This is a genomic window from Streptomyces sp. NPDC029836 (genome assembly GCF_055574495.1).
In genome coordinates, this window is record NZ_JBVHZI010000013.1 from 136850 (window position 1) to 160979 (window position 24130).

Below are 24130 nucleotides of genomic sequence, written 5' to 3' on the forward strand. Positions count from 1 at the left end.
AAGCGGGCAGTCGGGCGCCCTAGGCTCTGACCACGCTGCGTGATCTTGGGCCGCGGGCTGTGTCCACGGCGCAGGAACCGCCCGAGCCACCGCAGGAGCGCGATGTCCGACAGCCAGCCGCAGCAGCCCTCCCACTCCTCGCGGAACCCGGCCGAGGGCCCCTCCCGGGCTCCCGCCGGCGGGAGCGCCCCCGAGGGCACCGGGCTGCTCCTCGCCGGGGCGCGGCTCGCCGACGGTCGCACGGTCGACGTCCGCCTCGGCGGCGGTCGCATCCAGGCCGTCGGGACCGCGGGCAGCCTGACGGCCCCCGCCCTGTCCCGGGTCGACCTGAGCGGCTATCTGCTGCTCCCCGCCCCCGCCGAGCCCCACGCGCACGGGGACACCGCTCTGACCGCCGACGCCGAAGGGCCCGTCTCGTACGGAACCGACGAGGTGCAGCGCCGGGCCACCGAGGCGGCCCTGCTCCAGCTCGGGCACGGCGCGACCGCCGTCCGCTCCCACGTGCGGATCGGCGACGTGCACGGGCTCGGCCCGCTGGAGGCCGTCCTCCAGGCGCGGCGGTCCTTGCGGGGGCTGGCCGATCTGACGGCCGTGGCCGTGCCCCGGTTGCTGACCGGGGTCGCCGGGGCGGACGGGCTGGCCATGCTGCGCGACGCCGTCAAGATGGGCGCGGCCGTGATCGGCGGCTGCCCGGATCTGGATCCCGATCCGACGGGCTTCGTCGAAGCGGTCCTGGAGCTGGCCGCCGAGCACGGTTGCCCCGTCGATCTGCACACGGACGGCGACGACCCCGGCCGCCTCGCCCGGCTCGCGGCGATGGCCGGCGGGCTCCGACCCGGGGTGAGCATCGGCCCCTGCGGAGGCCTGTCGCGGCTGCCGCTGGACGTGGCTTCGCGGGCCGCCGACCAGCTCGCGGCGGCGGGCGTGCGCGTGACGTGCCTGCCCCAGGGGGACTGCGCGGCCCTGGAGCGGCGCGGCCTGCGGACCGCCCCCGTACGGCTGCTGCGGGCGGCCGGTGTGCGCGTCACGGCCGGGAGCGGGGCGCTGCGGGACGCCGGGAACCCGGTGGGGCGGGGAGATCCGCTGGAAGCCGCGTACCTGCTGGCCTCCCAGGGCGGGCTGCGGGCGCAGGAGGCTTACGAGACCGTGAGCAGTGCCGCCCGCGAGGCGATGGGGCTGCCCGAGGTGCGGGTGGAGGCCGGCTTCCCGGCGGAGCTGCTCGCCGTGCGCGGGGAGCGGATCGCGGGGGTGCTGTCGTTGGCGTACAGCCGGATCGTGATCCACCGGGGGCGCGTCGTAGCCCGTACGAGTGCCGTACGGGAGTACTGCGACTCGGCGGTCGCTGTGGCCTTGGACCTGCCCAGGCAGGGTCGCACGGAGTCCGGTCCCTGAGGCAGCCGGCGGGGGTTCGCGAGCGCCGTCGCCCGGCTGGACGTACGGTCGGGACATGCGCATCGTCATCGCGGGTGGACACGGTCGGATCGCGCTGCGGCTGGAGCGCCTGCTCGCCGCGCGCGGGTACGAGGTCGCGGGCATCATCCGAGATCCGGCGCAGGGCGACGACCTCAGGCGGGCGGGCGCGGAACCGGTGCTGTGCGATCTGGAGTCGGCGTCCGTCGAGCACGTGGCGGGGATCCTGCAGGGCGCGGACGTGGCGGTGTTCGCCGCCGGCGCCGGTCCGGGCAGCGGGGCGGAACGCAAGGACACCGTGGACCGGGGCGCGGCGACGCTGTTCGCCGACGCGGCCGAACGGGCGCGGGTGCGGCGCTTCCTGATGGTGTCTTCGATGGGCGCGGACGCGCGGCACGCCGGCGACGAGGTGTTCGACGTCTACCTGCGGGCGAAGGGCGAGGCCGACGCGTACGTACGGACCCGGCTGGGCTTGGAGTGGACGGTCCTGCGGCCCGGTTCGCTGACCGATGAGGCGGGATCGGGCGAGGTCCGTCTGGAAGCGGACACGGGCCGCGGGTCCGTCCCGCGCGACGACGTCGCGGCGGTGCTGGCCGAGCTGGTGGAGACCCCGGCGACGGCGGGCCTGACCTTGGAACTGGTCGCGGGCTCGACGCCGGTGTCGGTGGCCGTCAAGAACATGGCGGGCAGCTGAGCGTGCGTCAGAAGTCGGCGTCCAGCTTGTCGTCGGAGCGACCGACCGAGTCCTGCTGGAACTGCTTCTCGTAGGCCTGCCGGATCCGTTCGACGCGGACCGTGCGCTCCTCGGCCTCCTTCTCGGGGTAGAGCAGGATGACCTCGTACGAGGTCTCCCGGACGGTGGCGCCGTCCGGTCCGCTCCACTGGCCGCGGCCGTCCTGGAGGGTGAGTCCTTCGGGGAAGGCCGGGGTGATGTCGTGGTCCAGGAACCGGAGGAACTCCGCCTCCCCCACGGGTTCCCGGCCGTCGGGGCGCTGCGTGCCGAAGTACAGCCGGGTTTCCCGGTACGGCTCTCCGACCTGGGTGTGCAGTGCGGCCCCGACCAGGGCGGGGATGCCGGCGCCGAGCAGGGCGAGCAGGACGCCGCCGCCGACCTTTCCGCGTGTGTCCTTTGTCCATGTCACGGCCGGTGAACGACCGGCCGCCCCCATCGGTGCGCGGGAGCGCCCGATAGGGTCACCCGGATGTCGGCCGCAGGGGTGGTCGCGCGGGGTGCGGGGTCGGGGCATGGGCGACGGCGATTGGCAGGTCGGGGCGGCGGAGGGCGGCCGGTTGGCGGCCCGGTGGTGGAAGTGGGCCCTGTCGGCGCCGGAGGACCGGAGTCCGGTGAGCGATACGACGGGCGCGTACGCCGATTGGCGGCAGCCGGCGGACCTCTGGTTCCTCGCGGGGACGTTCGGCGGCAGGGTGGTGCGGCGCTGCACCGTTCCGGCGGGGCGCCGGCTGTTCTTCCCTGTCCTGAACACGCAGCGCCCGGTGGTCCCCCGTTGCTGACGAAGCCGTGGCGGATGGAGGTGACCCGGGCGTCGGCGGCGGTGAACAGCTGCCCGCTGACGGTGAGCGAGTTCGCCTCGGGAACGTTCCGGTTCATGGGGATACCGCGGGTCGCGTGGGGCCTGTGGTGCGCGCTCGAACCGCTGCCGGCGGGCCAGTTCGTGCTGGAGATCGAAGCCTCGGCAACGAGCGGCTTCTGGGTGGACACGACCTACCACTTGACGGTCGCCACCCCCACCTGACCCTGACCCTGACCCACCGAACAAGCACAGCCCCCGCCGCGCCAGACCCGAGACCATCCCGCCGAAGTTGGTTTCGCGCCTCGGGGCTGCTGAGGGTCCCCGTCCTCGGTCGGCGCAGGGGCTCACGACTGCGTTCGAGAACGAAGAAACCCTCGTCCACTGCGTTTCCGCAGGTGGACGAGGGTTTCACTCGCGTGGCGACGCCAGGATTCGAACCTGGGTAGGCTAAGCCGACGGATTTACAGTCCGCTCCCATTGGCCACTCGGGCACATCGCCATGGGTTGTCGCCGGGATACTTCGCCTTGCGGCGTTGTTCTGCGGCAACGACGTAAACAATACCCGATGTGCGGGGGTGGTCCGCCACCGGATTGATCAGCCCTCCACGCGGGCACGGTGGCTAGGCTTTACGGAGCGGGCCGGGGATGTCCGGCCGCGCCCTTCGGGGCACATCACAGCCGACTTCAAGGAGCCACAGCACATGGCCGACTCCAGTTTCGACATCGTCTCGAAGGTCGAGCGGCAGGAGGTCGACAACGCCCTCAACCAGTCCGCGAAGGAGCTCTCGCAGCGCTACGACTTCAAGGGCACGGGCGCGTCGATCGCCTGGTCCGGCGAGAAGATCCTGATGGAGGCGAACTCCGAGGAGCGCGTCAAGGCCGTCCTCGACGTGTTCGAGACCAAGCTGGTCAAGCGCGGGATCTCGCTGAAGGCGCTGGACGCCGGTGAGCCGCAGCTGTCCGGCAAGGAGTACAAGATCTTCGCCACGATCGAGGAAGGCATCTCCCAGGAGAACGCCAAGAAGGTCGCGAAGATCATCCGTGACGAGGGCCCCAAGGGCGTCAAGGCCCAGGTCCAGGGCGAGGAGCTGCGCGTCAGCTCGAAGAGCCGTGACGACCTCCAGGCCATCCAGGCCCTGCTCAAGGGCAAGGACCTGGACTTCGCGATCCAGTACGTGAACTACCGCTGACCGGCGGGCCCGGGTTCGGGCCCGTTCGTGCGGTGTTGAACGGCCCCGAGGGCGCGACGGGGGTGGTTCGTCGGGAGGTTTCGGCGGGCGCCCGTGTCGCGCCCTTCGTCGTCGGCGCTCGCAGGGTGTGTGCGGGGCGTGAGCGGCGCGTGCTCCTGCGCGGCCACCCTGTGATCACTAGGCACCGGCCGGTGCCGCCTCCACGCTGGGTGAATCGTCAATCACCTGATGGCAGGGGGGTTCCGCATGCCTGGGGCCGGCACGTTCCGCCAAGACCTCGCGGCGTCCGTGGTCGTCGCGCTGGTCGCGCTTCCGCTCTGTGTGGGGGTGGCCGTCGCCTCCGGGGTGCCGGCCGAACTGGGGATCGTCACCGGGGTGGTCGGCGGGCTGGTCACCGGCTGGTTCCGGGGCAGCTCGCTCCAGGTCAGCGGGCCGGCGGCCGGGCTCACCGTGCTGGTCTACGAGGCGGTGCGGGCGTACGGGTTGCCCGCGCTCGGGGTCCTGGTGCTGGCCGCCGGACTGTTGCAGTTGGGCATGGGGGTGCTGCGGCTCGGGCGGTGGTTCCGGGCGATCTCGGTCGCCGTCGTGTACGGGATGCTGGCCGGGATCGGGCTCGTGCTGATCGCCGGGCAGCTCTACGCCCTGGCCGGGGTGACCGCGCCGGGGCACACCCTGGCCAAGTTGGGCGGGCTACCGGCGCTCGCGGCGCGGGCCGACTGGTCGGCGGTGGCGTTGGGCGCGGCGACCGTCGCGGTGTTGGTGGCGTGGCCTCGGGTGCCGGCCCGGCTGCGGATCGTGCCGGGGGCGCTCGTCGGGGTGGCGGCGGCGACGGCGGTGGCCGTGCTGCTGGGCCTGCCCGTGGAGAAGGTGCGGGTGACGGGGGTGCTGGAGGCGGTGGCGCCGCCGGGCTGGGGCGACTTCGGGGTGCTCGCCTCCGTCGGAGCCGTCGGAACCGTGATCGCGCTCTCGCTGATCGCCTCCGCCGAGACGCTGTTCAGCGCGGCCGCCGTCGACCGGATGCACGACGGGCCGAGGACGCACTACGACAAGGAGCTCATCGCCCAGGGCGTCGGCAACAGCGTCTGCGGGATGCTCGGTTCCCTGCCGATGACCGCCGTCATCGTCCGCAGCGCCGCCAACGTGGAGGCGGGCGCCCGGACCCGCGCCTCCCGGGTGATGCACGGGGTGTGGCTGCTGCTGTTCGCCGTCGCCTTCCCGCAGTTGCTGGAGATCGTCCCGCTCGCCGCGCTGGCCGGGGTGCTGCTGCACGCGGGTTGGAAGCTGTTGCCGGCCCGGGCCGTGGCCGGGCTGTGGCGCACGCACCGGGGGGAGGCGGTGGTCCTGCTGGTCACGGCCGCGGCGATCGTGGTCACGAACCTCTTCGAAGGAGTGCTGATCGGTCTCGGGCTCGCCATCGCCAAGGCGGCCTGGGAGACCTCACACGTACACATCGAGGAGGTCTGGGAGGGCGAGGAACTGTGCGTAAGGGTCCTGGGCAACGCCAGCTTCCTGAGGCTGCCCAAGTTGCTCGACGCCCTGGACGCGCTGCCGAACGGGAAGCAGGTGCGGCTCGACCTGAGCGGGCTGCGGCACCTGGACCACGCCTGCCTGACCGCCCTGGAGGGCTGGGAACGCAAGCGGGAGCCGCTTCCCGGTCGGGAGGGCGTCGTCTAGCCCGGCTACCCTCCGCCCGTGACCCAGGAATTGAAGCGCAGCCTCGGAGTGTTCGACGCGGTCGTCGTCGGACTGGGGGCGATGGTCGGCGCCGGCATCTTCGCCGCCCTCGCGCCGGCGGCGGGCGCGGCCGGCGGCCTGCTGTTGGCGGCCTTGGCGGTGGCGGCCGTCGTCGCGTACTGCAACGCGCACTCCTCGGCGCGGCTCGCCGCCCGCTACCCGGCTTCGGGCGGGACGTACGTGTACGGGCGCGAGCGTCTCGGGCCGTTCTGGGGCTACGTGGCGGGTTGGGGCTTCGTGGTCGGCAAGACGGCCTCCTGCGCGGCGATGGCGCTGACCGTCGGCGCCTACGCCTGGCCGGAGCACCAGCACGCGGTGGCGGTGGCGGCCGTGGTGGCGCTGACCGCCGCGAACTACGGCGGGGTGCAGAAGTCCGCCCGGATCGCCCGGCTGATCGTGGCGGCGGTACTGGTGGTGCTGGCCGGGGTCGTCGTGGCCTGTCTGGGCTCGGGCGCGGCCGAGGCGGGGCGCCTGTGGGGCGGGGACGGGGGCGGCGCCGCGGGGCTGCTCCAGGGCGCCGGTCTGCTGTTCTTCGCCTTCGCGGGCTACGCCCGGATCACCACCCTCGGCGAAGAGGTGCGCGATCCGCAGCGGACGATCCCGCGGGCGGTGCCGATCGCGTTGGGGATCGCCCTGTCGGTGTACGCCGCCGTGGCCGTGGCGGTCCTGTCGGTGCTCGGCGCCGACGTGTTGGCGGGGTCGGCCGCCCCGCTGGCGGACGCGGTGCGCGCGGCCGGTCTGCCCGAACTGGCTCCCGCCGTCCGGGTGGGTGCGGTGTTGGCCGCGCTGGGGTCCTTGCTGGCCCTGGTGCTCGGGGTGTCGCGCACCGCGCTGGCCATGGCGCGGGACGGTCATCTGCCGCGCGCGCTGGCCGCCGTACATCCTCGGCATCGCGTTCCGCACCATGCCGGGGTGGCGGTGGGCGCGGTGGTGGCGGTACTCGCGGCCACGGCCGATCTGCGGGGCGCGATCGGCTTCTCCTCGTTCGGAGTGTTGGCCTACTACGCGATCGCGAATGCCTCCGCGTGGACTCTCGGTTCAGCTGTCAAGGGGCGGGCCGTCGCCGCGGTCGGGCTGCTCGGCTGTGTGGTGCTGGCCTGTGCGCTGCCCCTCTCGTCGGTGATCACGGGGGCGGCGGTGCTGGCCGTGGGCGCGCTGGCCTACGGCGTGCGGAGTTGGCGCGGGTCCGGGCTCTGAACCCGTGGCGCGGCGGGGCTCCGGGAGGCGCCCGGGAAGGCGATGTGCCGGGCGGGGAGGGGCTCCCGCGGGTGCGGGGCGACCGGTGGGCCCCCGGGGGTGCGGGGCCGCCCGGCGGGGCGGCGGCAGGACGGGGCCTGCGGGGCAGCCCCGCGTACGAGAGCCCGGCGGCCGGTGGCGGCGCGGGGAACCCGGCAGGGCCGGCCAAGGGCCCGGCCCGGGCCGTTTCCCCGGGGCCGGGCCGCGCGGGCGGGCGGGCGTGCCGCCCGTCCGCGCGGCTTCGTACCCCGTCGGTGGCTTGCTCCTGCAACTGCTCGGATTCGTTCATGCGTTCATGGTGACGCATGACGCCCACATCCGTCCGGGCCTGTGGACAACTCCGGGAAGACCGAGGTCAGCGGGGAGCGAAGGGGGCGTCCGTCGGGACGATCTCGCGGCCGAGCGGGAGCAGGGAGAGCGGGACCATCTTGAAGTTGGCGATGCCGAACGGGATGCCGATGATCGTGACGCACAGCGCGATGCCCGTGACGATGTGGCCCAGGGCCAGCCACCAGCCGGCCAGGACCAGCCACAGGACGTTGCCCACGAAGGAGGCGGCGCCGGCGTCATGGCGTTCGACGGCGGTGTAGCCGAACGGCCAGAGGGCGTACAGGGCGATGCGGAACGCCGCTACGCCGAAGGGAATGCCGATGATCGTGATGCAGAGGATCACGCCGGCCAGGCAGTAGCCCAGGAACAGCCAGATCCCGCTGAGCACGAGCCAAATGATGTTGAGGATGGTCTTCACTGACTACGGCCTGCCATCTGTTCGAGCCGGGCGATGCGCTCGGCCATCGGAGGGTGCGTCGAGAACATCTTGGACAGTCCTTCGCCCGGCCGAAAGGGGTTGGCGATCATCATGTGGCTCGCCGTCTCGATGCGCGGTTCGGCGGGCAGCGGGAGCTGCTTGGTGCCCGCGTCGAGCTTGCGCAGGGCGCTGGCCAGGGCGAGGGGGTCGCCGGTGAGCTGCGCGCCGGAGGCGTCGGCCTCGTATTCGCGCGAGCGGCTGATCGCGAGCTGGATCACGGACGCGGCCAACGGGCCGAGGATCATGATCAGCAGCATGCCGAGGAGCCCCGGGCCCTCGTCGTCGTTGGACCGGCCGATCGGTATCAGCCAGGCGAAGTTCACCAGGAACATGATCACGGAGGCCAGTGCTCCGGCGACCGAGGAGATCAGGATGTCGCGGTTGTAGACGTGGCTCAACTCGTGGCCGATGACCCCGCGCAGTTCGCGTTCGTCGAGGATGCGCAGGATGCCCTCGGTGCAGCAGACCGCGGCGTTGCGCGGGTTGCGGCCGGTCGCGAAGGCGTTGGGGGCTTCGGTCGGCGAGATGTAGAGCCGTGGCATGGGTTGGCGCGCGGACGTGGAGAGTTCGCGCACCATTCGGTACAGCTCGGGGGCCTCGAACTCGCTCACGGGCCGGGCGCGCATCGCGCGTAGAGCCAGCTTGTCGCTGTTCCAGTACGCGTAGGCGTTCGTCCCGAGGGCGACGAGGACGGCGACGATGAGACCCGTCCGTCCGAAGAAGCTTCCGATGCCGATGATGAGTGCGGACAGCCCGCCGAGGAGTACGGCGGTCTTGAGCCCGTTGTGCCGGCGGTGCACGGTACGCCCTCCAAGTGGTGCGGCAGGGGGGACCCCGTCCAAGGTCTGAGGGTCTACGGTCCAGTGGACCCTCCCTTCCTGGTCAACGCCAGATGGAGCCGTACGGTTCCCAGGGCGCGGCGGGGCCGCCGCCCCGGCGGGCCCCGCCCGGAGGCACCGGCGGGCGTTGGGCCGTGCGGGTGAACCTGCTGCGACCTGCGACGGCCTACTGCGGGAAGAGGCTGCCCGAGGCGAACCGGAGGACGAGCTGGGGGGCGCCGGAGAGCACCAGGGCGGTGGCCGCGGTGAGCACGATCGCGGCGGTGACGGGCCAGGGCACCTTTGCCGCGGCGGGCCGCCCGGGAGCGGTCCCTTCCTCGGGGGTGCGGAAGAGCAGCGCCGTCCAGCGCAGGTAGTAGTACAGGGCGACGACGACGTTGGCGGCCATGACCACGGCGAGCCAGCCGAGCCCGGCGTCGACGGCGGACCGGAAGACGGTGACCTTCGCGAAGAGGCCGATGATGCCCGGCGGCAGCCCCGCGAGGCAGAGCAGGAAGAAGGCCAGCGCGAGGGCGGCGAACGGGCGCTCGGCCCAGAGGCCGCGGTAGTCCGCGATCCGGTGCAGGGGCTTGGTCCGGGCGACGAGCGCGGCCACGGCGAAGGCTCCGAGGTTCACGGCCCCGTACATGAGGGCGTAGGCGACGGTGGAGCCGATCTGGTCGCGTTCGGAGTACGCGGCCGCCGCGATCGGGACCAGCAGGTAGCCGGCCTGGCCCACGGAGGACCAGGCGAGGAGCCGTACGGCGCTGTGGGGGCGGTCCACGGACTGGCGCAGGGCGGCGGCGTTGCCGAGGGTCATGGTCAGCGCGGCGAGGACGGCCAGGGCGGGGCCCCAGATGTCGGAGTACGCGGGGAAGGCGATGACCGTGACGAGGATCAGGCCGGTGAAGCCGACGGCCTTGCCGATCACCGAGAGGTAGCCGGCGATGGGCAGCGGGGCGCCGACGTAGGTGTCGGGGACCCAGAAGTGGAAGGGGACGGCCGCGGTCTTGAAGGCGAAGCCGACGAGGGTGAGCGCGACGCCCGCCATGGCGAGGGTGTCGAACTGGGCGGGGACGTCTTCGAGGCGGTCCGCGACCCGGTCGAGGTGCAGGGAGCCGGTCGCGGCGTAGACGAAGGCGACGCCGAGGAGGGAGACGGCGGTGGCGGTGACCGAGGACAGGAAGAACTTGAGGGCGGCCTCGGAGGACAGCCGGTCGCCGCGGCGCATGCCGACGAGGGCGAAGGCGGGCAGCGAGGCCACTTCGAGGGCGACGATCAGGGTCGCGAGGTCGCGGGCGGCGGGCAGCAGGGCGGCGCCGGCGGCGGAGGAGAGCAGCAGGAACCAGTACTCGCCGGCGGGCATGCGGGTCTCGCGGACGGCGGTGACCGACATGAGGGCGGTGACGAGCGCGCCGGCGAGGACCAGGAACTGCACGACGAGCGCGAAGTGGTCGGCGGTGTAGCTGCAGGCGGTCGGGGCGCCGGTGAGGCAGAAGGTGGTGCGGTCGCCGGCGCGCAGGGGCAGCAGGGAGGCGGTCGCGGCGGCGAGGCCGGCGACGGAGATCCAGCCGAGCAGCGGCTTGCGGCCCTCGGGCAGGAACAGGTCGGCGACCAGGACGAGCAGGGCGACGGCGGCGGGGACCACGACGGGGATGATCGCGAGCCAGTCGACGCTCTGGACGAGGCTGGGGGTTTCGGCGGCGAGGACCATCGGGGCCGTCGTGGCCGTCATGGCCGTCATGAGTTGCCTCCTGCGAGGAGCTTCTGGACGGCCGGGTCGGTGAGGCCGAGGAGGACCGCGGGCCACAGGCCCGCGAGGACGGTGAGGGCGACGAGCGGGGTCCAGGCGGCGAACTCGTAGCGCTGGACGTCGGCGACGGTGATCCCGGGGTCGGCCTTCGGGTCGCCCATGCAGACGCGCCGTACGACGATCAGCAGGTAGGCGGCGGTGAGCAGGGTGCCGAACGCGCCGACGGCCGTGTAGGTGAGGAACGCCGGTCGGGAGAGGCCCTCGGCGGGGTCGAACGCCCCGAACAGGGCCAGCATCTCGCCCCAGAAGCCGGCGAGGCCGGGCAGGCCGAGGGAGGCGACGGCGGCGAAGGCGAGCAGCGCGCCGAGGCGGGGCGCGCGGCCGTAGAGGGCGGCGCCGGTGGCGCCGGCGAGGGTGTCGAGGTCGGCGGTGCCGTAGCGGTCCTTGAGGGCGCCGACCAGGAAGAAGAGGAGGCCGGTGATCAGGCCGTGGGCGATGTTCGCGAACAGGGCGCCGTTGACTCCGGTCGGGGTCATGGAGGCGATGCCGAGGAGGACGAAGCCCATGTGGCCGACGGAGGAGTAGGCGATGAGCCGCTTGAGGTCGCCCTTGTTGCCCTTGCGGGCCAGCGCGAGGCAGGCGAGGGATCCGTAGACGATGCCGACGACGGCGAAGGCGCCGAGGTACGGGGCGAAGGTGTGCATGCCGTCGGGGGTGACGGGGAGCAGGATGCGGACGAACCCGTAGGTGCCCATCTTCAGCATGACGCCCGCGAGGAGGACGGAGCCGACGGTGGGAGCGGCGGTGTGGGCGTCGGGCAGCCAGCTGTGGAGCGGCCACATGGGGGTCTTGACGGCGAGGCCGATGCCGATGGCGAGGACGGCCAGGAGCTGGGTGGTGTGCGTCAGTTCGCGGCCGTTGTCAGAGGCGAGTGCCACCATGTCGAAGGTGCCGCTGTTCAGCCCGATCAGCAGGAGACCGAGCAGCATGACGACGGATCCGAGGAGGGTGTACAGGATGAACTTCCAGGCGGCGGCCTGCCGCTGAGCACCGCCCCAGCGGGCGATGAGGAAGTACATCGGGATGAGGACCATCTCGAAGGCGAGGAAGAAGAGCAGCAGGTCGAGGACGGCGAAGGTGGCGAGCGTCCCCGATTCGAGGACGAGGAGCAGCGCGACGAAGGCCTTCGGGGAGGGGCCCTCGGGGAGCTTGTAGTAGCTGTACACCGCGCAGAGGAAGAACAGCAGCGCGGTCATCAGGAGGAGGGGGAGCGAGATGCCGTCGATGCCGAGGTGGATCCGGATGTTCAGCGCCTGGATCCAGCTGATGTCCGTCGTCGCCTGGAAGCGGGACGGGGCGTCGTGGTCGAAGCCCGCGGTGAGGGCGATCGCCGCGGCGAGGATGACACCGGTGACGGTCACGCCGTGGCGCAGGACGGCCTGTTCCGGGCTCCTGCCCTTGAGTCCGGGCGGGGCCGGCAGCAGGGCGGCGACGGCCCCGAGGAGCGGTGCGGCCACGATGAACGCCAGAAGGAACTGCATCACGGACGGGCTGATATCAATCACGGCTGACTCACGGCTCACGATCCGGCGTTGACGTTGGCGAGGACGGCGGTGGCGATCGCCAGGACCACGGCGCCGGCGAGCAGGGCGCTCAGGTAGGTCTGTACGTTGCCGGTCTGGGCGCGGCGTACGAGGCCGCCGAGCAGCCGGGTGCCGGTGCCCGCGCCGCGGACGTACGTGTCCACGACCTCGCGGTCGAGGAAACGGACCAGGCTCGCGGCGCCGCGGACGGGGCGGACGAACAGGCGGTCGTAGACGGCGTCGAGGTGGAATCCGTCGGCGGCGTGGCGGTGCAGGGGGCCGAGGAGGGCGCGTCCGGGGTCGGGGGCGGGTCCCGCCGGGACGGCGGGGTGCTCGTGGGTGACCTCCGCGACCTCGGGGGTCTCGGCGGCGGACTCGGCGGCGGCGGTGGCCGCGGAGACGGTGGCGGTGACGGCGGGGGTGTCCGTCGCGGCCGCCGCGGCGGCGGGGCCGACGGGAGCGGGGGCCGTCGCGAGGCGGGCCGTGGCGCGCTGCCAGAGGCCGTAGGTGAGGAGTACGCCGATGAGGGCGGCGCCCGTGCCGATGACCGAGGTGGTCACGGTCGGGGTGAGCTGTTGGCCGTCGAACCAGTCGCCGAGAGGACCGGCGGCGAGGCCGAAACCGACCGTGGGGACGGCCAGCAGCCACAGCACGCCGGTCATGGCGACGGGTTCCTTGCCGTGGTCGGGGGCGGCGGCGCCCCGGCCGCGGAACGCCATCAGCCACAGCCGGGTGGCGTAGGCGGCGGTGAGCAGGGCGGTGAGGACGCCGGCGACCAGGACGAGCCAGCCGGCTGAGGAGGGTGCGGAGTCGGAGTGCCCGAGGGCGGTCTGCTCGGCGGCGACGAGAACGGCTTCCTTGGAGAAGAAGCCGGCGAACGGCGGGATCGCGGCGAGCGCGAGCAGGGCGAGCGTCATCGTCCAGAACGCGTCGGGGACGCGCCGGGTGAGGCCGTCCATGCGGGACATCGCGGCGAGGGAGTTGGTGCCCGCCGCGTGGATGATCACGCCGGCGCCGAGGAAGAGGAGCGCCTTGAAGGCGCCGTGGGACAGGAGGTGGAAGACGGCGGCGCCGCGGTCTCCGACGGCGAGGGCTCCGGTCATGTAGCCGAGTTGGCCGATGGTGGAGTAGGCGAGGACCCGCTTGATGTCGTCCTGGGCGAGGGCGGCGAGGGCCGAGCCGATCATGGTGATGGCCGCCATGACGGCCATCACGACCAGTGCGGCGCGGGACGCCGCGAAGACGGGCAGCAGGCGGGCGATGAAGTAGACGCCGGCGGCGACCATCGTCGCGGCGTGGATCAGCGCGGAGACCGGGGTGGGGCCGGCCATGGCGTCGGGCAGCCAGGTGTGCAGCGGGAACTGCGCGGACTTGCCGGCGACTCCGGCGAGGAGGAGCAGCGCGATCAGGGTCGGGTGGTCGAGTCCACCCGCGGCGACGGTGTCCAGGATCTTGGTGATCCGGAAGGAGCCGGCGTCCGTGGCGAGCGCGAACAGGCCGATCAGGAAGGGGACGTCGCCGAGCTTGGTGACGAGGAACGCCTTGAGGGAGGCGGAGCGCGCGGCTTCGGTCTCCCAGTAGTGGCCGACGAGGAAGTACGAGCAGATGCCCATGACCTCCCAGCCGACCAGCAGCACCATCAGGTCGCCGGAGTAGACGACGAGCAGCATCGCGGAGGTGAACAGGGAGACGAGCGCGGCGTAGGACGGGTAGCGCGGGTCGTCACGGAGGTAGGCCGTCGAGTACAGCTGCACGCAGGTGGCGACGACGCCCACGAGGACGGCGACGAGCACGGCGAAGCCGTCGATGTGCAGGGACAGCTCGATCGGCACGGAGCCGGTCGGGGTGAGTTCGGTGGCCGTGTCGATGGCGCCGTCGCCGCCTTGGCGGACGGCGACGAGGACGGCCAGTACGGCGGCGGCCAGGGTCGGCAGCACGGCCAGCGGCCGGACGAACCCGGGTGCGGCGCGGCCGAGGAGGAGGCCCGCCACGGCGCCCAGGAACGGCAGGAGGGGAACGAGGACCGCGAGGGTCGTGGTGCTCACGCGGCGACCTCCGGCCGGGCGGTGGTGTCGTCGGACCGGGCGGGTTCGTGGCCTTCGGCGGTGTCCCGGAGCCGGTCGACGTCCGAGGTGCCGCGGTTGCGGTACACCATGAGCACGATCGCGAGGCCGATGCCGATCTCGGCGGCGGCGATGGCGATCGTGAAGAGGGTGAGGGCCTGGCCCGCGTGCAGGGCGTCGCGCAGCCAGACGTCGAAGGCCACCAGGTTGAGGTTGACGGCGTTGAGCATGAGCTCGACGGACATCAGGACCAGGATGGCGTTGCGTCGGGCGAGGACTCCGTAGAGGCCGATGGCGAAGAGGAGGGACGCCAGTACGGCGGGGTAGACGAGGTGCATCAGCTCTGCCCCTTCCGGTCGCCGGTGGCGTCGGCGGCCGCCGCGGCGGCGGAGGCGGCCGCGTTCGCGGCGTCCTCCGCGTCCTCGGCGGGGGTGTTCCTGCGGGAGAGCACGATGGCACCGATCAGGGCTGCGAGGAGGAGCACCGAGAGCGCCTCGAAGGGCAGCACCCAGTGCTGGAAGAGGATCTCGCCGGTCACCGCGGTGGAACCCTGGGCGGGTCCGTCGAGGTCGATCCAGGTCGTGCGGAAGGCGTCGACGACCACCCAGACGAGTGCGGCGCCCGCGGTGACGGCGACGCCGAGCGCGACCCAGCGGTTGGCGGAGTCGGCGTCCGGGGAGCGGCCGATGGGGGCCTTGGTGAGCATCAGCCCGAAGAGGAGGAGGACGACCACGGAGCCGAGGTAGATCAGGACCTGGACCCAGGCGATGAACTCGGCGGTCAGCAGCAGGTACTCGACGGCGACCCCGCCCAGCGCGACGACCAGCCAGAGGGCGGCGTGCACGAGCTGCTTGGTGGTGACCGTGATGACGGCCGCGCCGAGGGTGGCGAGGCCGACGAGGAGGAAGGCGATCTCGACGCCGGTCGGCGAGAGGAAGCCGGGGCCGGTCGTCGTGGCGGCGGCGGCCAGGGTCGCGGCGGGGCTCACGCGTCTGCCTCCGGGGTGGTCGGGGGTTGGTCGCCGGTGGCGGTTGCCGCTGCGGCGGCCGCGGCCGCGGCGGCTTCGGACTTCTCCACGGCCTTGCGGGCGGCGGCGATCTCCTTGGGCTCCTCGGCGGCCGGGTCGAGGGCGGGCGGCGCCGGCACCGTCCACATCCACTCGCGGAGCTTGTCCCGCTCGTGGACGAGGTCCTGGATGTCGGTCTCCGCGTACTCGAACTCCGGCGACCAGAACAGGGCGTCGAAGGGGCACACCTCGATGCAGATGCCGCAGTACATGCAGAGCGAGAAGTCGATGGCGAACCGGTCGAGGACGTTGCGACTGCGCTCGCGACCACCGGGGGCGGCGGCCGGGACCGTCTCCTTGTGGGAGTCGATGTAGATGCACCAGTCGGGGCACTCGCGGGCGCACAGCATGCAGACCGTGCAGTTCTCCTCGAACAGGCCGATGACCCCGCGGCTGCGGGGCGGGAGCTCGGGCTGTGCCTCGGGGTACTGGGCGGTGTGCGCGCGCTTGGTCATCGTGCGCAGGGTGACGGCCAGGCCCTTGGCGAGGCCGGATCCGGGAACCGGGGACATTACTGGATCGCCACCTTCACGATGCCGGTGAGCGCGATCTGGGCGAGCGCGAGGGGGATGAGCACGGTCCAGGCGAGCTTCTGGAGCTGGTCCTCGCGCAGGCGGGGGTAGCTCACGCGCAGCCAGATCACGACGAAGGCGAGGACGGCGACCTTGAGGAGGGTCCAGACCCAGCCGAGGTCGTCACCGCCGAAGGGGCCGTGCCAGCCGCCGAGGAAGAGGACGGTGGTGAGGGCGCAGAGCACGACGATGCCGGCGTACTCGGCGAGCAGGAACAGTGCGAAGCGCAGACCGGTGTACTCGGTGTACGCGCCGAAGATGATCTCGGAGTCGGCGACGGGCATGTCGAAGGGGGGCCGTTGGAGTTCGGCGAGGCCGGCGATGAAGAAGACGAGCGCGCCGGTGATCTGCCAGGGCAGCCACCACCACTCGAAGGCCTCGACGATGCCGGGCAGGGACACGGTCCCGGCGGCCATCGCGACGGAGGCGGCGGCGAGCAGCATGGGCAGCTCGTACGCGAGCAGTTGCGCGGCGGTGCGGAGGCCTCCGAGGAGGGAGAACTTGTTGGCGGAGGCCCAGCCGGCCATGAGCGAGCCGAGCACTCCGACGCCCATGACGGCGAGCGCGAAGAAGAGGCCCGCGTCGATGACCTGCCCGACGGCGCCCTCGCCCGGGCCCACCGGGATGGCGAGGAGGACGAGCAGGTACGGGAGCAGCGCGACGGCGGGGGCGAGCTGGAAGATCCGTCGGTCGGCGTTGGCCGGGACGATGTCCTCCTTCTGCGCGAACTTCACGCCGTCGGCGACGAGCTGGGCCCAGCCGTGGAAGCCGCCGGCGTACATGGGGCCGAGGCGGCCCTGCATGTGGGCCATCACCTTGTGCTCGGCCTGCCCGACGACGAGCGGGAGCACGAGGAAGACGGCGAAGACGACGATCAGTCGCAGGGCGACGTCGAGGACGTCGTTCACGCGTCGCCTCCGGTGGTGTCGTGGTCGGGATTGCCGTTGCCCTGGCCGGGCTTCGGTTGGGGAGCGGGTCGGGGCCGGGACGCGGGGTCGGGCCGGGGCTCGGACTCCGCCCGGGACGCGGGATCGGGCTCGGCCTGCGGCTTGGGGTCGGGCCCGGCTACGGGCTCCGGCTCGGCCTTGGGCGCGGCTGCGGGCTCCGGCTCGGGGTCGGCCTCCGGCCGTGACGCAGCATCGCCCTCGGGCGCGGCTGCGGGCTCCGGCTTGGGGTCGGGCCCGGCTGCGGGCGAAGACCGGGGCGCGGGCGACGGCTCGGGGGCCGGCGCGGGGTCGGACTCGGCCGTGGCGGGTGCTGCCGGGTCTTCGAAGGCGGGCTTCGGGTTGTGCCAGGGCGCGTCCGCGCTGCGCGGGGCCGGGCGGCGTGCGGGCTCCGTCCCCGGCGGGGTGGCCTGACCGGTGGACCCGTCGGCGGCGGAACGGGTACGCCGGGGCGGGCGGTTGGGGGCCACGGAGCCCGGGGCCGACTCGGCCTCGGGTGCCGAGCCCGCCGAACCGTCGGGCGCGGAGCCGGCCTGGGCGTCGGGCTCCGGGGACGGCGCGGGCTTCGCCGCCGACTGGCTTGCCGAGCCGTCCGACACCGAGCGGGTGCGGCGGGCCGGGCGGGGCGGGGTCTCCGACTCCGGGGACGGTGCGGCCGCCTCCGCCGCCGACTGGCTCGCCGAGCCGTCCGACACCGAGCGGGTGCGGCGGGGCGGGGCGTCCGACGGCTCCGGCGACGGTGTGGTCTCCGGCGCGCCCTGGCTCGCCGAGCCGTCCGACACCGAGCGGGTGCGGCGGGGCGGGCGGATCGGGGCGTCCGATTCCGGGGACGGCAGGGTTGCCGAGGCCTCGGCGGGGGCCGCGCCCTCCGCGCCCGGGCGGGGGCGGCGGGTCGGGGCGCCCTCGCGCGGGGCGCGGGTCGGGGCGCCCTCGCGCGGGGTGCGGGTCGGGGCGCCGGCTCGGGGGGTGCGGGCGGGGCGGGCGGGGGCCGGGGGGAGTTGGCCCTTGAGGGGGCCCCAGTCGTTCGGGTCGGGGACGCCCGGCGGGAGCATCTGGCGGCGCTTCGGGGCGTCGGGGTCGTGGCCCTCGCCCGGCTCCTTGGCGCCGGGCCACGCCTTGGCGACGCGCGCGGCGAGGACGAAGTCCTTGCGCAGCGGGTGCCCCTCGAAGTTCTCCGGAAGCAGCAGCGGCACCAGGTGGGGGTGGTCGGTGAAGGTCACCCCGAACATCTCGAAGGTCTCCCGCTCGTGCCATTCGGCGCCGGCGTAGACGGCGACGGCGGAGGGCAGCGAGGGGGCGCCGTGCGGGACGGTGGTGCGCAGCAGCAGGCGGCGTACGCGGTGGTTCTCCAGGCAGACGAGGTGCGCGCAGATCCGGAAGCCGGTGCCGGGTTCGTCGACGGCGCTCAGCCAGTCGAAGTAGGTGCAGCCCAGCTTGTCGCGGGCGATTTCGAGCGCGGGGATCCAGGAACCGACGGGGACGTCGACGGTGAGGACCTCGTACGCGTACGAGGCGACGGCCTCGGCGCCGAAGACGGCCGGGGCGGCGTCGGGCAGGGAGTCGTAGAGGTTCACGCGCCGGCTCCCGGAGTCGCGGGCGAGGCCGTGACCAGGCCGCCGTCACAAAGGTTTACGCGCCCGCTCACCGGGGTCGCGGGCGGGGCCATCGCCGGGCCACCGGCGCAAAGGCGTACGCGCCCGCTCGTCCGAATCGCGGACGGGGCCGTCGCCGGGACGCTGTCGTAGAGGTTCACGCACCGGCTCCCGGGGTCGCGGGCGGGGGCGTGACCAGGCCGCTGGTGAGCTGGGCGACGGAGGGGCCCGCCGCATAGCGTTCCGCGAGGGACTCTCTGGCGATCTTCTCCTGGAGCTTCAGGATGCCCTGGAGGAGTGCTTCGGGGCGCGGCGGGCAACCGGGTACGTACACGTCGACGGGGATGATCTGGTCGACGCCCTTGGTCACGGAGTACGAGTCCCAGTACGGGCCGCCGCAGTTGGAGCAGGCGCCGAAGGAGATGACGTACTTCGGCTCCGGCATCTGCTCGTAGAGCCGCTTGACGGCCGGGGCCATCTTGTCCGTCACCGTGCCCGAGACGATCATCAGGTCGGCCTGGCGCGGGCCGGGCGCGAAGGGGATCACGCCGAGGCGGATGAAGTCGTGCCGGGCCATGGACGCGGCGATGAACTCGATGGCGCAGCAGGCGAGGCCGAAGTTGAAGACCCACAGGCTGTAGCGGCGTCCCCAGTTGAGGACGACCTTCATCGGTTCCGGGGCGAGACGGGAGAGGACTCCCAGGCGCTTGGGTTCCGGGAGCAGCTGGGGCTCGGCGGGGCTCGCGGCCGCGGCCGGGGCCGGTGTCACGTCCATTCGAGGACGCCCTTCTTGTACGCGTAGAGCAGGCCGACGGCCAGGAACCCCAGGAAGATGAACATCTCGACGAGGGTCGTGGCGCCGTAGCCGGCGGCGGCGAACACCGTCGCCCAGGGGAACAGGAAGATGGAGTCGACGGCGAAGATGACGTAGAGGAACGCGTAGACGTAGTAGCGGACCTGGGTGTGCGCCCAGCCCTCGCCGACGGGGTCCACGCCGCACTCGTACGTCAGCAGCTTCTCGGGGGTGGGGACGACGGGCCGCAGCAGTCGGCCGGCGCCGAAGGCCACGGCGACGAACAGCACGCCGAGGACGGCGAGCAGCCCGACGACCGAATAGCTTCGGAAATAGTCCGCGGCGAGCACGCTCGCGATCGCGTTCGCGGGCACGGTCGCCACCGTGGGGTCGGGCACGTCCGTTCCTCGCTTCTGGGCCACTGTCGACGGTGTTGTTGATCTGGTACGGACGGGAGTCTAGGGCCTGGGCCCGGCGGGGTGGGGTTATCCCCCGTTCACCATCGCCTGGTCACCCCATGGCAGCGGCGCCCCCGAATTGGCAGGCTGTGGCCCATGACAGTGAACGATCAAGCCTCCCCTCCTCCGGTGCGCCCGGCCTTCGACGCGGTGACGTGGAAGGAGATCGCGTACCTGCTGAGCAACCTGCCGGTGGCGCTGATCGGTTTCGTTTACACGGTTGTCATGATTTCGACGGCGGGTGGCCTGTCGGTGACCGCGATCGGTCTGCCGTTGCTCGCATGCGTGCTCTACGGGTCACGGCAGCTCGGCAAACTCGATCGCGCGCGGGCACGGGCGCTGCTGGGCGTACGGGTGGACGAGCCGACTCCGCTTCCCGGTCCGAAGCGGTCGGGCGGGTTCTTCCCGTGGCTGTGGGCGGCCGTCAAGGACCCGGTGGCCTGGCGGACGGTGCTGTACGAGCTGGTCAGGCTGCCGTGGGGGGTGCTCACCTTCACCGTCGCGCTGACCGGGCTGTTCGTGCTGTGGCCGGTGCTGCCGTACGTGGTGCGCGGCCTGGCGAACGTGGACCGCGCGATGGTACGGGGCCTGCTGTCGCCCTCCGACGAGTTGGAGCGGCGCATCGCGGCGCTGGAGTCGGGCCGCGGGGTGGTCGTGGACACGGCGGCGGCGGACCTGCGGCGCATCGAACGGGACCTGCACGACGGGGCGCAGGCGCGGCTGGTGGCGCTGGCGATGGGGCTGGGTCTGGCGAAGGAGAAGCTGCTGGAGGACCCGGAGGGGGCGGCGGCGATGGTCGACGAGGCACACGGCGAGGTGAAGCTGGCGTTGCAGGAGCTGCGCGATCTGGCGCGGGGCATCCACCCGGCGGTGTTGACGGACCGGGGGTTGGACGCGGCGCTGTCGTCGGTGGCGTCGCGGTGCGTGGTGCCGGTGAAGGTGGCGGTGGACCTGCCGGGGCGCCCGGCGGAGGCGATCGAGGGGATCGCGTACTTCGTGGTGTCGGAGCTGCTCCAGAACGTGAGCAAGCACGCGGGGGCGCGGGGGGCGAGCGTCGAGGTGTGGCGGTCGCGGGAGCGGCTGCTGATCCGGGTGTCCGACGACGGTCGGGGCGGCGCGCGGTTGTCGGGCGGCACCGGCATGGCCGGCCTCGCGGAGCGGCTGGGGGCGGTGGACGGGGTCTTCGTCCTGGACTCCCCCGAGGGCGAGGGCACGGTCGTGACGGCGGAACTGCCGTGGCGCGACCGCACGTAGGCCCTACCGGGCCCTGACCAGGACCCCCGCCGGCGGACACCGCCCGGGAACCCTGCCCACCGGGACCCCCCGCCCGGCGGACACCGCCCGGGAACCCTGCCCACCAGAACCTCTGCCCACCAGGACCCCCGCCCGGCGGGCACCGCCCGGCGCGACCGTACCCAGGCCCCACCGGGCACCGACCGGGACCCCTGCCCACGCGGGCGGGGGTCCCGTCCGCGTGCGGGGTCGGCCGGGCCGCCCCGGCCGACCCCGCACGCCGCGTACACGCCCCGCCCCGTCCGGGGTCGTCGCGGCGGCGGTTGGGGTGGCGGTCGGGGTGGCGGTCGGGGTGGGGATAACCCCCCTGCGCGGACGCCGACCCGCCGCATGGTCCGGGGCGGGGCCGCGGCGGCACTGTGGAGGTGTACCCGGACACGGGGGCATCGGGACACCGGGACATCCGGGCACCGGGGATGACGCGAAGGGCGGGTCGGACATGGGCGACGGCAAGGACGGCGGGCGGGGGGTCGTCGAGGTGTTGCGGGCGCCGCTGGCGGCGCGGACCTGGCGGGAGTTGACGTACCTGCTCCTCGGTCTGCCGCTGAGCACCCTGTACTTCTCGCTGGCCGTCACCGGGGTGAGCCTCGGCGCCGGGTTGCTGGTGACCTTCGTCGGCGTTCCGGTGCTGGCGGGCGTGCTGGCGATGTGCCGGGGCTTCGGTCAGGTGGAGCGGGCCCGGGTGCGGGGTCTGCTGCGGGTGCCGCTCGCCGATCCGGCTCCGATCCGGGCGGCCAAGAGCGGACTGCTGCCGGCCGTGGGGGCGCTACTCAAGAGCGGCAGCGCCTGGCGGCACCTGCTGTACTCGGTGATCCACTTCCCGTGGGCGGTGTTCGCGTTCGTCCTGTCGCTCACGCTGTGGGCGGCCGGGTGGGGCTACCTGCTGTACCCGCTGTGGTTCTGGGTGTTCCCCGCGTTCAGCGACCAGCCGGGCCTCCAGCTGTTCCAGAACGACGACTACTCCTTCTACCTCGACTCGCCGCTCGCCATCGCCGCGACCAGCCTGATCGGGTTGACCGTCACCCTGGCCACGCCCTGGGTCATCCGCGCGCTGGCCACCGTCGACCGGGTGCTCATCACGGGGCTGCTGGGCCCCTCCCGCCTGGACAGCCGGGTCACCGAGCTGGAGTCGGACCGCGGCGTCGTCGTGGACACCGCCGCCGCCGACCTGCGGCGCATCGAACGCGACCTGCACGACGGCGCCCAGGCCCGGCTGGTGGCGCTGGCCATGGACCTGGGGCTGGCGAAGGAGAAGCTGGCCGAGGACCCGCGGGCCGCCGCCCGCATGGTCGACGAGGCGCACGGCGAGGTGAAGGTGGCCCTCCAGGAGCTTCGCGACCTCGCCCGCGGCATCCACCCGGCCGTCCTGACCGACCGCGGACTGGACGCGGCGCTGTCCTCGGTGGCCTCGCGGTGCACCGTCCCGGTGCGGGTGGCGGTGGACCTGCCGGCCCGCCCGGCGGCCGCCATCGAGGGGATCGCGTACTTCACCGTCTCCGAGCTGCTGCAGAACGTCAGCAAGCACGCCCGGGCCCGTTCGGCCTCCGTCGACGTCTGGAAGTCCGGTGAGCGCCTGCTGATCCAGGTCGCGGACGACGGCCGGGGCGGGGCGGACGTGGGCGTCGGCGTCGGCGTCGGGAGCGGGAGCGGGCTCGCGGGGCTGACCGAGCGGCTGGACGCCGTGGACGGCGTGCTCGTCGTCGACTCGGCCGCCGGCCACGGGACGACGGTGACCGCCGAACTCCCCTGGCGGCCCTGACCCACGGCCGCGCGGCACTCCGCACCGCACCACCACCCCAACGCCCTACCAACGCCCCACCGCTCGGGCCCCGGCGCGCAACACCGCCGGGGCCCCTTCCGTGCCCGGAAACTCCCTCCGTACGCATACGGGTTGGCCGGACCGGGCCGTTCCGCGCCACCGGGCTGGGATGCTTGGCCATGCCGGGCACGCCCGGTGACGGATGTGGGTGTGCGGACGACGAGTGACGATGCGGGAGCTGCTGAAACGTGGACGACAGGGTGCGGGTGGTCATCGCCGAGGATTCAGTGCTGCTCCGTGAGGGCCTGACCCGGCTGCTGACCGACCGGGGGCATGACGTCGTGGCAGGCGTCGGGGACGCGGAAGCCCTGATCAAGACGGTGGCGGAGCTGGCGGCGGAGAACGCGCTGCCGGACGTGGTGGTGGCCGACGTACGGATGCCGCCGACGCACACCGACGAGGGGGTGCGGGCCGCCGTGCGGCTGCGCCGCGAGTACCCGGGGATCGGGGTGTTGGTGCTGTCGCAGTACGTGGAGGAGCAGTACGCCACCGAACTGCTGGCCGGTTCCACCACCGGTGTGGGGTACCTGCTCAAGGACCGGGTGGCCGAGGTACGGGAGTTCCTGGACGCGGTGGTGCGGGTGGCGCGGGGCGGTACGGCGCTGGACCCCGAGGTCGTCGCCCAGCTGCTGGGGCGCAGCCGGAAGCAGGACGTACTGGCGGGGCTGACCCCCCGCGAGCGCGAGGTACTGGGGCTGATGGCGGAAGGGCGCACGAATTCGGCCGTGGCGAAACAGCTGGTGGTGAGCGACGGGGCGGTGGAGAAGCACGTCAGCAATATCTTCATGAAGCTGGGGCTGTCCCCGAGTGACGGGGATCACCGGCGCGTTCTGGCGGTTCTCACCTATCTGAAATCTTGATCGACTGACACTCTGTCAGATGAAGTGCCGCAGGAAGTCGGAAGCACGCGAAGCAGTGGCGGTGACGGCGGGTCGCGCGGTTCGACCCCCGACATCGCCCCTGGGGGGTTAGGAATATCCGTGTAGCGCACGACGTCCGCTGGACACACGGTCCAGCGCGATGTTCCACGATGTGGGAAACCCAGGGTTGGACATCCCCGCGGACGTAGGGTTGGCCTTGGGAACGAACGCCCAGCCTCGAAGGAGGTCCAGTTCAGTGACCAGCCAGGTCAGTAGCCCGGCCGAGCAGGCCGACGGGGCCGGAGGAGCCATCGCGGGGCAGCGCGCAGCGCCCCGTACGGATGGATCCGGCAAGGAAATCCGCCGCGTCGATCGTGTGATCATCCGTTTCGCGGGTGATTCGGGTGACGGTATGCAGCTGACGGGTGACCGTTTCACTTCGGAGACGGCGTCCTTCGGCAACGACCTTTCGACGTTGCCGAACTTTCCGGCCGAGATCAGGGCTCCCGCGGGGACGTTGCCGGGGGTGTCGTCGTTCCAGTTGCATTTCGCCGATCACGACATCCTGACGCCGGGGGACGCGCCGAACGTGCTGGTCGCGATGAA

The 24130-nt window shown here is 72.9% G+C and carries 23 protein-coding genes, 1 tRNA gene and 1 pseudogene; 11 read left to right on the top strand and 14 right to left on the bottom strand.

Annotated features, from left to right (window positions below):
• The first annotated feature begins 102 nt into the window (after positions 1-102).
• On the top strand, positions 103-1392 hold the full coding sequence (locus tag ACZ4XJ_RS30300) for an amidohydrolase family protein (RefSeq protein ID WP_468498029.1): 1290 nt from the start codon (positions 103-105) through the stop codon (positions 1390-1392).
• Between the two features lie 55 nt (positions 1393-1447).
• Positions 1448-2104, top strand: coding sequence for an SDR family oxidoreductase (locus tag ACZ4XJ_RS30305; protein ID WP_362883878.1), 657 nt, complete (start codon positions 1448-1450; stop codon positions 2102-2104).
• A 7-nt stretch (positions 2105-2111) separates the two neighbouring features.
• Here the strand turns inward: ACZ4XJ_RS30305 and ACZ4XJ_RS30310 are convergent, their stop codons facing one another.
• Entirely contained in the window at positions 2112-2552 is a 441-nt protein-coding gene (locus ACZ4XJ_RS30310) for a DUF3574 domain-containing protein (RefSeq protein WP_468498030.1), read from the bottom strand.
• Between the two features lie 103 nt (positions 2553-2655).
• On the opposite strand from ACZ4XJ_RS30310, the gene ACZ4XJ_RS30315 reads away from it, so the two are divergent.
• Together ACZ4XJ_RS30315 and ACZ4XJ_RS30320 are read left to right on the top strand one after the other, a co-directional pair.
• Positions 2656-2922: a hypothetical protein gene (locus tag ACZ4XJ_RS30315; protein WP_468498031.1), complete on the top strand. Its 267-nt coding sequence runs from the start codon at positions 2656-2658 to the stop codon at positions 2920-2922.
• Positions 2916-3164 (top strand): hypothetical protein, encoded by a 249-nt coding sequence (locus ACZ4XJ_RS30320; protein WP_468498032.1) that lies wholly within the window; start codon positions 2916-2918, stop codon positions 3162-3164. Before ACZ4XJ_RS30315 ends, ACZ4XJ_RS30320 begins: the two co-directional genes overlap by 7 nt.
• Before the next feature lie 195 nt (positions 3165-3359).
• Here ACZ4XJ_RS30320 and ACZ4XJ_RS30325 read toward each other — a convergent pair.
• Positions 3360-3441 (bottom strand) — tRNA-Tyr (locus ACZ4XJ_RS30325).
• Between the two features lie 202 nt (positions 3442-3643).
• Between ACZ4XJ_RS30325 and ACZ4XJ_RS30330 the strand changes: the two genes are divergently transcribed.
• From ACZ4XJ_RS30330 to ACZ4XJ_RS30340, 3 genes are all read left to right on the top strand, one after another.
• Entirely contained in the window at positions 3644-4132 is a 489-nt protein-coding gene (locus ACZ4XJ_RS30330) for a YajQ family cyclic di-GMP-binding protein (protein WP_362883873.1), read from the top strand.
• A gap of 246 nt (positions 4133-4378) precedes the next feature.
• On the top strand, positions 4379-5806 hold the full coding sequence (locus tag ACZ4XJ_RS30335) for a SulP family inorganic anion transporter (protein WP_468498033.1): 1428 nt from the start codon (positions 4379-4381) through the stop codon (positions 5804-5806).
• Between the two features lie 18 nt (positions 5807-5824).
• On the top strand, positions 5825-7063 hold the full coding sequence (locus ACZ4XJ_RS30340; protein ID WP_362883869.1) for an APC family permease: 1239 nt from the start codon (positions 5825-5827) through the stop codon (positions 7061-7063).
• 394 nt (positions 7064-7457) lie between these two features.
• Here ACZ4XJ_RS30340 and ACZ4XJ_RS30345 read toward each other — a convergent pair whose 3' ends face one another.
• The 12 genes from ACZ4XJ_RS30345 to ACZ4XJ_RS30400 all read right to left on the bottom strand — a co-directional run bounded on the left by ACZ4XJ_RS30345 (position 7458) and on the right by ACZ4XJ_RS30400 (position 19492).
• Positions 7458-7850: a YccF domain-containing protein gene (locus ACZ4XJ_RS30345; protein WP_362883867.1), complete on the bottom strand. Its 393-nt coding sequence runs from the start codon at positions 7848-7850 to the stop codon at positions 7458-7460.
• Positions 7847-8710 (bottom strand): zinc metalloprotease HtpX, encoded by an 864-nt coding sequence (gene htpX, locus ACZ4XJ_RS30350; protein ID WP_388888004.1) that lies wholly within the window; start codon positions 8708-8710, stop codon positions 7847-7849. The genes ACZ4XJ_RS30345 and htpX overlap by 4 nt, the downstream gene beginning before the upstream one ends.
• A 205-nt stretch (positions 8711-8915) precedes the next feature.
• A complete protein-coding gene (locus ACZ4XJ_RS30355; RefSeq protein WP_468498040.1) occupies positions 8916-10463 on the bottom strand; it encodes an NADH-quinone oxidoreductase subunit N in 1548 nt (515 codons plus the stop codon).
• A gap of 5 nt (positions 10464-10468) precedes the next feature.
• Complete coding sequence (locus tag ACZ4XJ_RS30360; protein ID WP_383989244.1) at positions 10469-12022, bottom strand: complex I subunit 4 family protein; 1554 nt, start codon at positions 12020-12022, stop codon at positions 10469-10471.
• A 38-nt stretch (positions 12023-12060) separates the two neighbouring features.
• Positions 12061-14109 (bottom strand): NADH-quinone oxidoreductase subunit 5 family protein, encoded by a 2049-nt coding sequence (locus ACZ4XJ_RS30365; protein ID WP_468498034.1) that lies wholly within the window; start codon positions 14107-14109, stop codon positions 12061-12063.
• Entirely contained in the window at positions 14106-14465 is a 360-nt protein-coding gene (nuoK, locus tag ACZ4XJ_RS30370) for an NADH-quinone oxidoreductase subunit NuoK (protein ID WP_362883862.1), read from the bottom strand. The genes ACZ4XJ_RS30365 and nuoK overlap by 4 nt, the downstream gene beginning before the upstream one ends.
• Positions 14465-15115: an NADH-quinone oxidoreductase subunit J family protein gene (locus tag ACZ4XJ_RS30375; protein WP_468498035.1), complete on the bottom strand. Its 651-nt coding sequence runs from the start codon at positions 15113-15115 to the stop codon at positions 14465-14467. Before ACZ4XJ_RS30375 ends, nuoK begins: the two co-directional genes overlap by 1 nt.
• Positions 15112-15705 carry a NuoI/complex I 23 kDa subunit family protein gene (locus tag ACZ4XJ_RS30380; protein WP_468498036.1) on the bottom strand — a complete coding sequence of 198 codons (594 nt, stop codon included), beginning with the start codon at positions 15703-15705 and terminating at the stop codon, positions 15112-15114. Before ACZ4XJ_RS30380 ends, ACZ4XJ_RS30375 begins: the two co-directional genes overlap by 4 nt.
• Complete coding sequence (locus ACZ4XJ_RS30385; RefSeq protein WP_362883857.1) at positions 15705-16673, bottom strand: complex I subunit 1/NuoH family protein; 969 nt, start codon at positions 16671-16673, stop codon at positions 15705-15707. The genes ACZ4XJ_RS30380 and ACZ4XJ_RS30385 overlap by 1 nt, the downstream gene beginning before the upstream one ends.
• Positions 16670-18283 (bottom strand): NADH-quinone oxidoreductase subunit C, encoded by a 1614-nt coding sequence (locus ACZ4XJ_RS30390; protein WP_468498037.1) that lies wholly within the window; start codon positions 18281-18283, stop codon positions 16670-16672. The genes ACZ4XJ_RS30385 and ACZ4XJ_RS30390 overlap by 4 nt, the downstream gene beginning before the upstream one ends.
• A gap of 175 nt (positions 18284-18458) precedes the next feature.
• The gene (locus tag ACZ4XJ_RS30395) at positions 18459-19076 is read right to left on the bottom strand and encodes an NADH-quinone oxidoreductase subunit B (RefSeq protein ID WP_468498038.1); all 618 of its coding nucleotides are present in this window, start codon (positions 19074-19076) and stop codon (positions 18459-18461) included.
• Positions 19067-19492, bottom strand: coding sequence for an NADH-quinone oxidoreductase subunit A (locus ACZ4XJ_RS30400; RefSeq protein ID WP_362883854.1), 426 nt, complete (start codon positions 19490-19492; stop codon positions 19067-19069). Before ACZ4XJ_RS30400 ends, ACZ4XJ_RS30395 begins: the two co-directional genes overlap by 10 nt.
• Before the next feature lie 156 nt (positions 19493-19648).
• Between ACZ4XJ_RS30400 and ACZ4XJ_RS30405 the strand changes: the two genes are divergently transcribed.
• From ACZ4XJ_RS30405 to ACZ4XJ_RS30420, 4 genes and pseudogenes are all read left to right on the top strand, one after another.
• Positions 19649-20806 (top strand): sensor histidine kinase, encoded by a 1158-nt coding sequence (locus tag ACZ4XJ_RS30405; protein ID WP_362883853.1) that lies wholly within the window; start codon positions 19649-19651, stop codon positions 20804-20806.
• Between the two features lie 478 nt (positions 20807-21284).
• Positions 21285-22604 carry a sensor histidine kinase gene (locus tag ACZ4XJ_RS30410; protein WP_468498039.1) on the top strand — a complete coding sequence of 440 codons (1320 nt, stop codon included), beginning with the start codon at positions 21285-21287 and terminating at the stop codon, positions 22602-22604.
• A 260-nt stretch (positions 22605-22864) separates the two neighbouring features.
• Positions 22865-23524: a response regulator transcription factor gene (locus ACZ4XJ_RS30415; RefSeq protein ID WP_362883886.1), complete on the top strand. Its 660-nt coding sequence runs from the start codon at positions 22865-22867 to the stop codon at positions 23522-23524.
• 256 nt (positions 23525-23780) lie between these two features.
• Positions 23781-24130, top strand: a pseudogene (locus ACZ4XJ_RS30420) (2-oxoacid:acceptor oxidoreductase subunit alpha); the annotation flags it as partial.

Coding starts and splice junctions, on each gene's coding strand:
- ACZ4XJ_RS30300 (WP_468498029.1), top strand. CDS start 103: ATGTCCGACAGCCAGCCGCAGCAGCCCTCCCACTCCTCGCGGAACCCG.
- ACZ4XJ_RS30305 (WP_362883878.1), top strand. CDS start 1,448: ATGCGCATCGTCATCGCGGGTGGACACGGTCGGATCGCGCTGCGGCTG.
- ACZ4XJ_RS30315 (WP_468498031.1), top strand. CDS start 2,656: ATGGGCGACGGCGATTGGCAGGTCGGGGCGGCGGAGGGCGGCCGGTTG.
- ACZ4XJ_RS30330 (WP_362883873.1), top strand. CDS start 3,644: ATGGCCGACTCCAGTTTCGACATCGTCTCGAAGGTCGAGCGGCAGGAG.
- ACZ4XJ_RS30335 (WP_468498033.1), top strand. CDS start 4,379: ATGCCTGGGGCCGGCACGTTCCGCCAAGACCTCGCGGCGTCCGTGGTC.
- ACZ4XJ_RS30355 (WP_468498040.1), bottom strand. CDS start 10,463: ATGACGGCCACGACGGCCCCGATGGTCCTCGCCGCCGAAACCCCCAGC.
- ACZ4XJ_RS30360 (WP_383989244.1), bottom strand. CDS start 12,022: ATGCAGTTCCTTCTGGCGTTCATCGTGGCCGCACCGCTCCTCGGGGCC.
- nuoK (WP_362883862.1), bottom strand. CDS start 14,465: ATGCACCTCGTCTACCCCGCCGTACTGGCGTCCCTCCTCTTCGCCATC.
- ACZ4XJ_RS30380 (WP_468498036.1), bottom strand. CDS start 15,705: ATGTCCCCGGTTCCCGGATCCGGCCTCGCCAAGGGCCTGGCCGTCACC.
- ACZ4XJ_RS30395 (WP_468498038.1), bottom strand. CDS start 19,076: ATGGACGTGACACCGGCCCCGGCCGCGGCCGCGAGCCCCGCCGAGCCC.
- ACZ4XJ_RS30405 (WP_362883853.1), top strand. CDS start 19,649: ATGACAGTGAACGATCAAGCCTCCCCTCCTCCGGTGCGCCCGGCCTTC.
- ACZ4XJ_RS30410 (WP_468498039.1), top strand. CDS start 21,285: ATGGGCGACGGCAAGGACGGCGGGCGGGGGGTCGTCGAGGTGTTGCGG.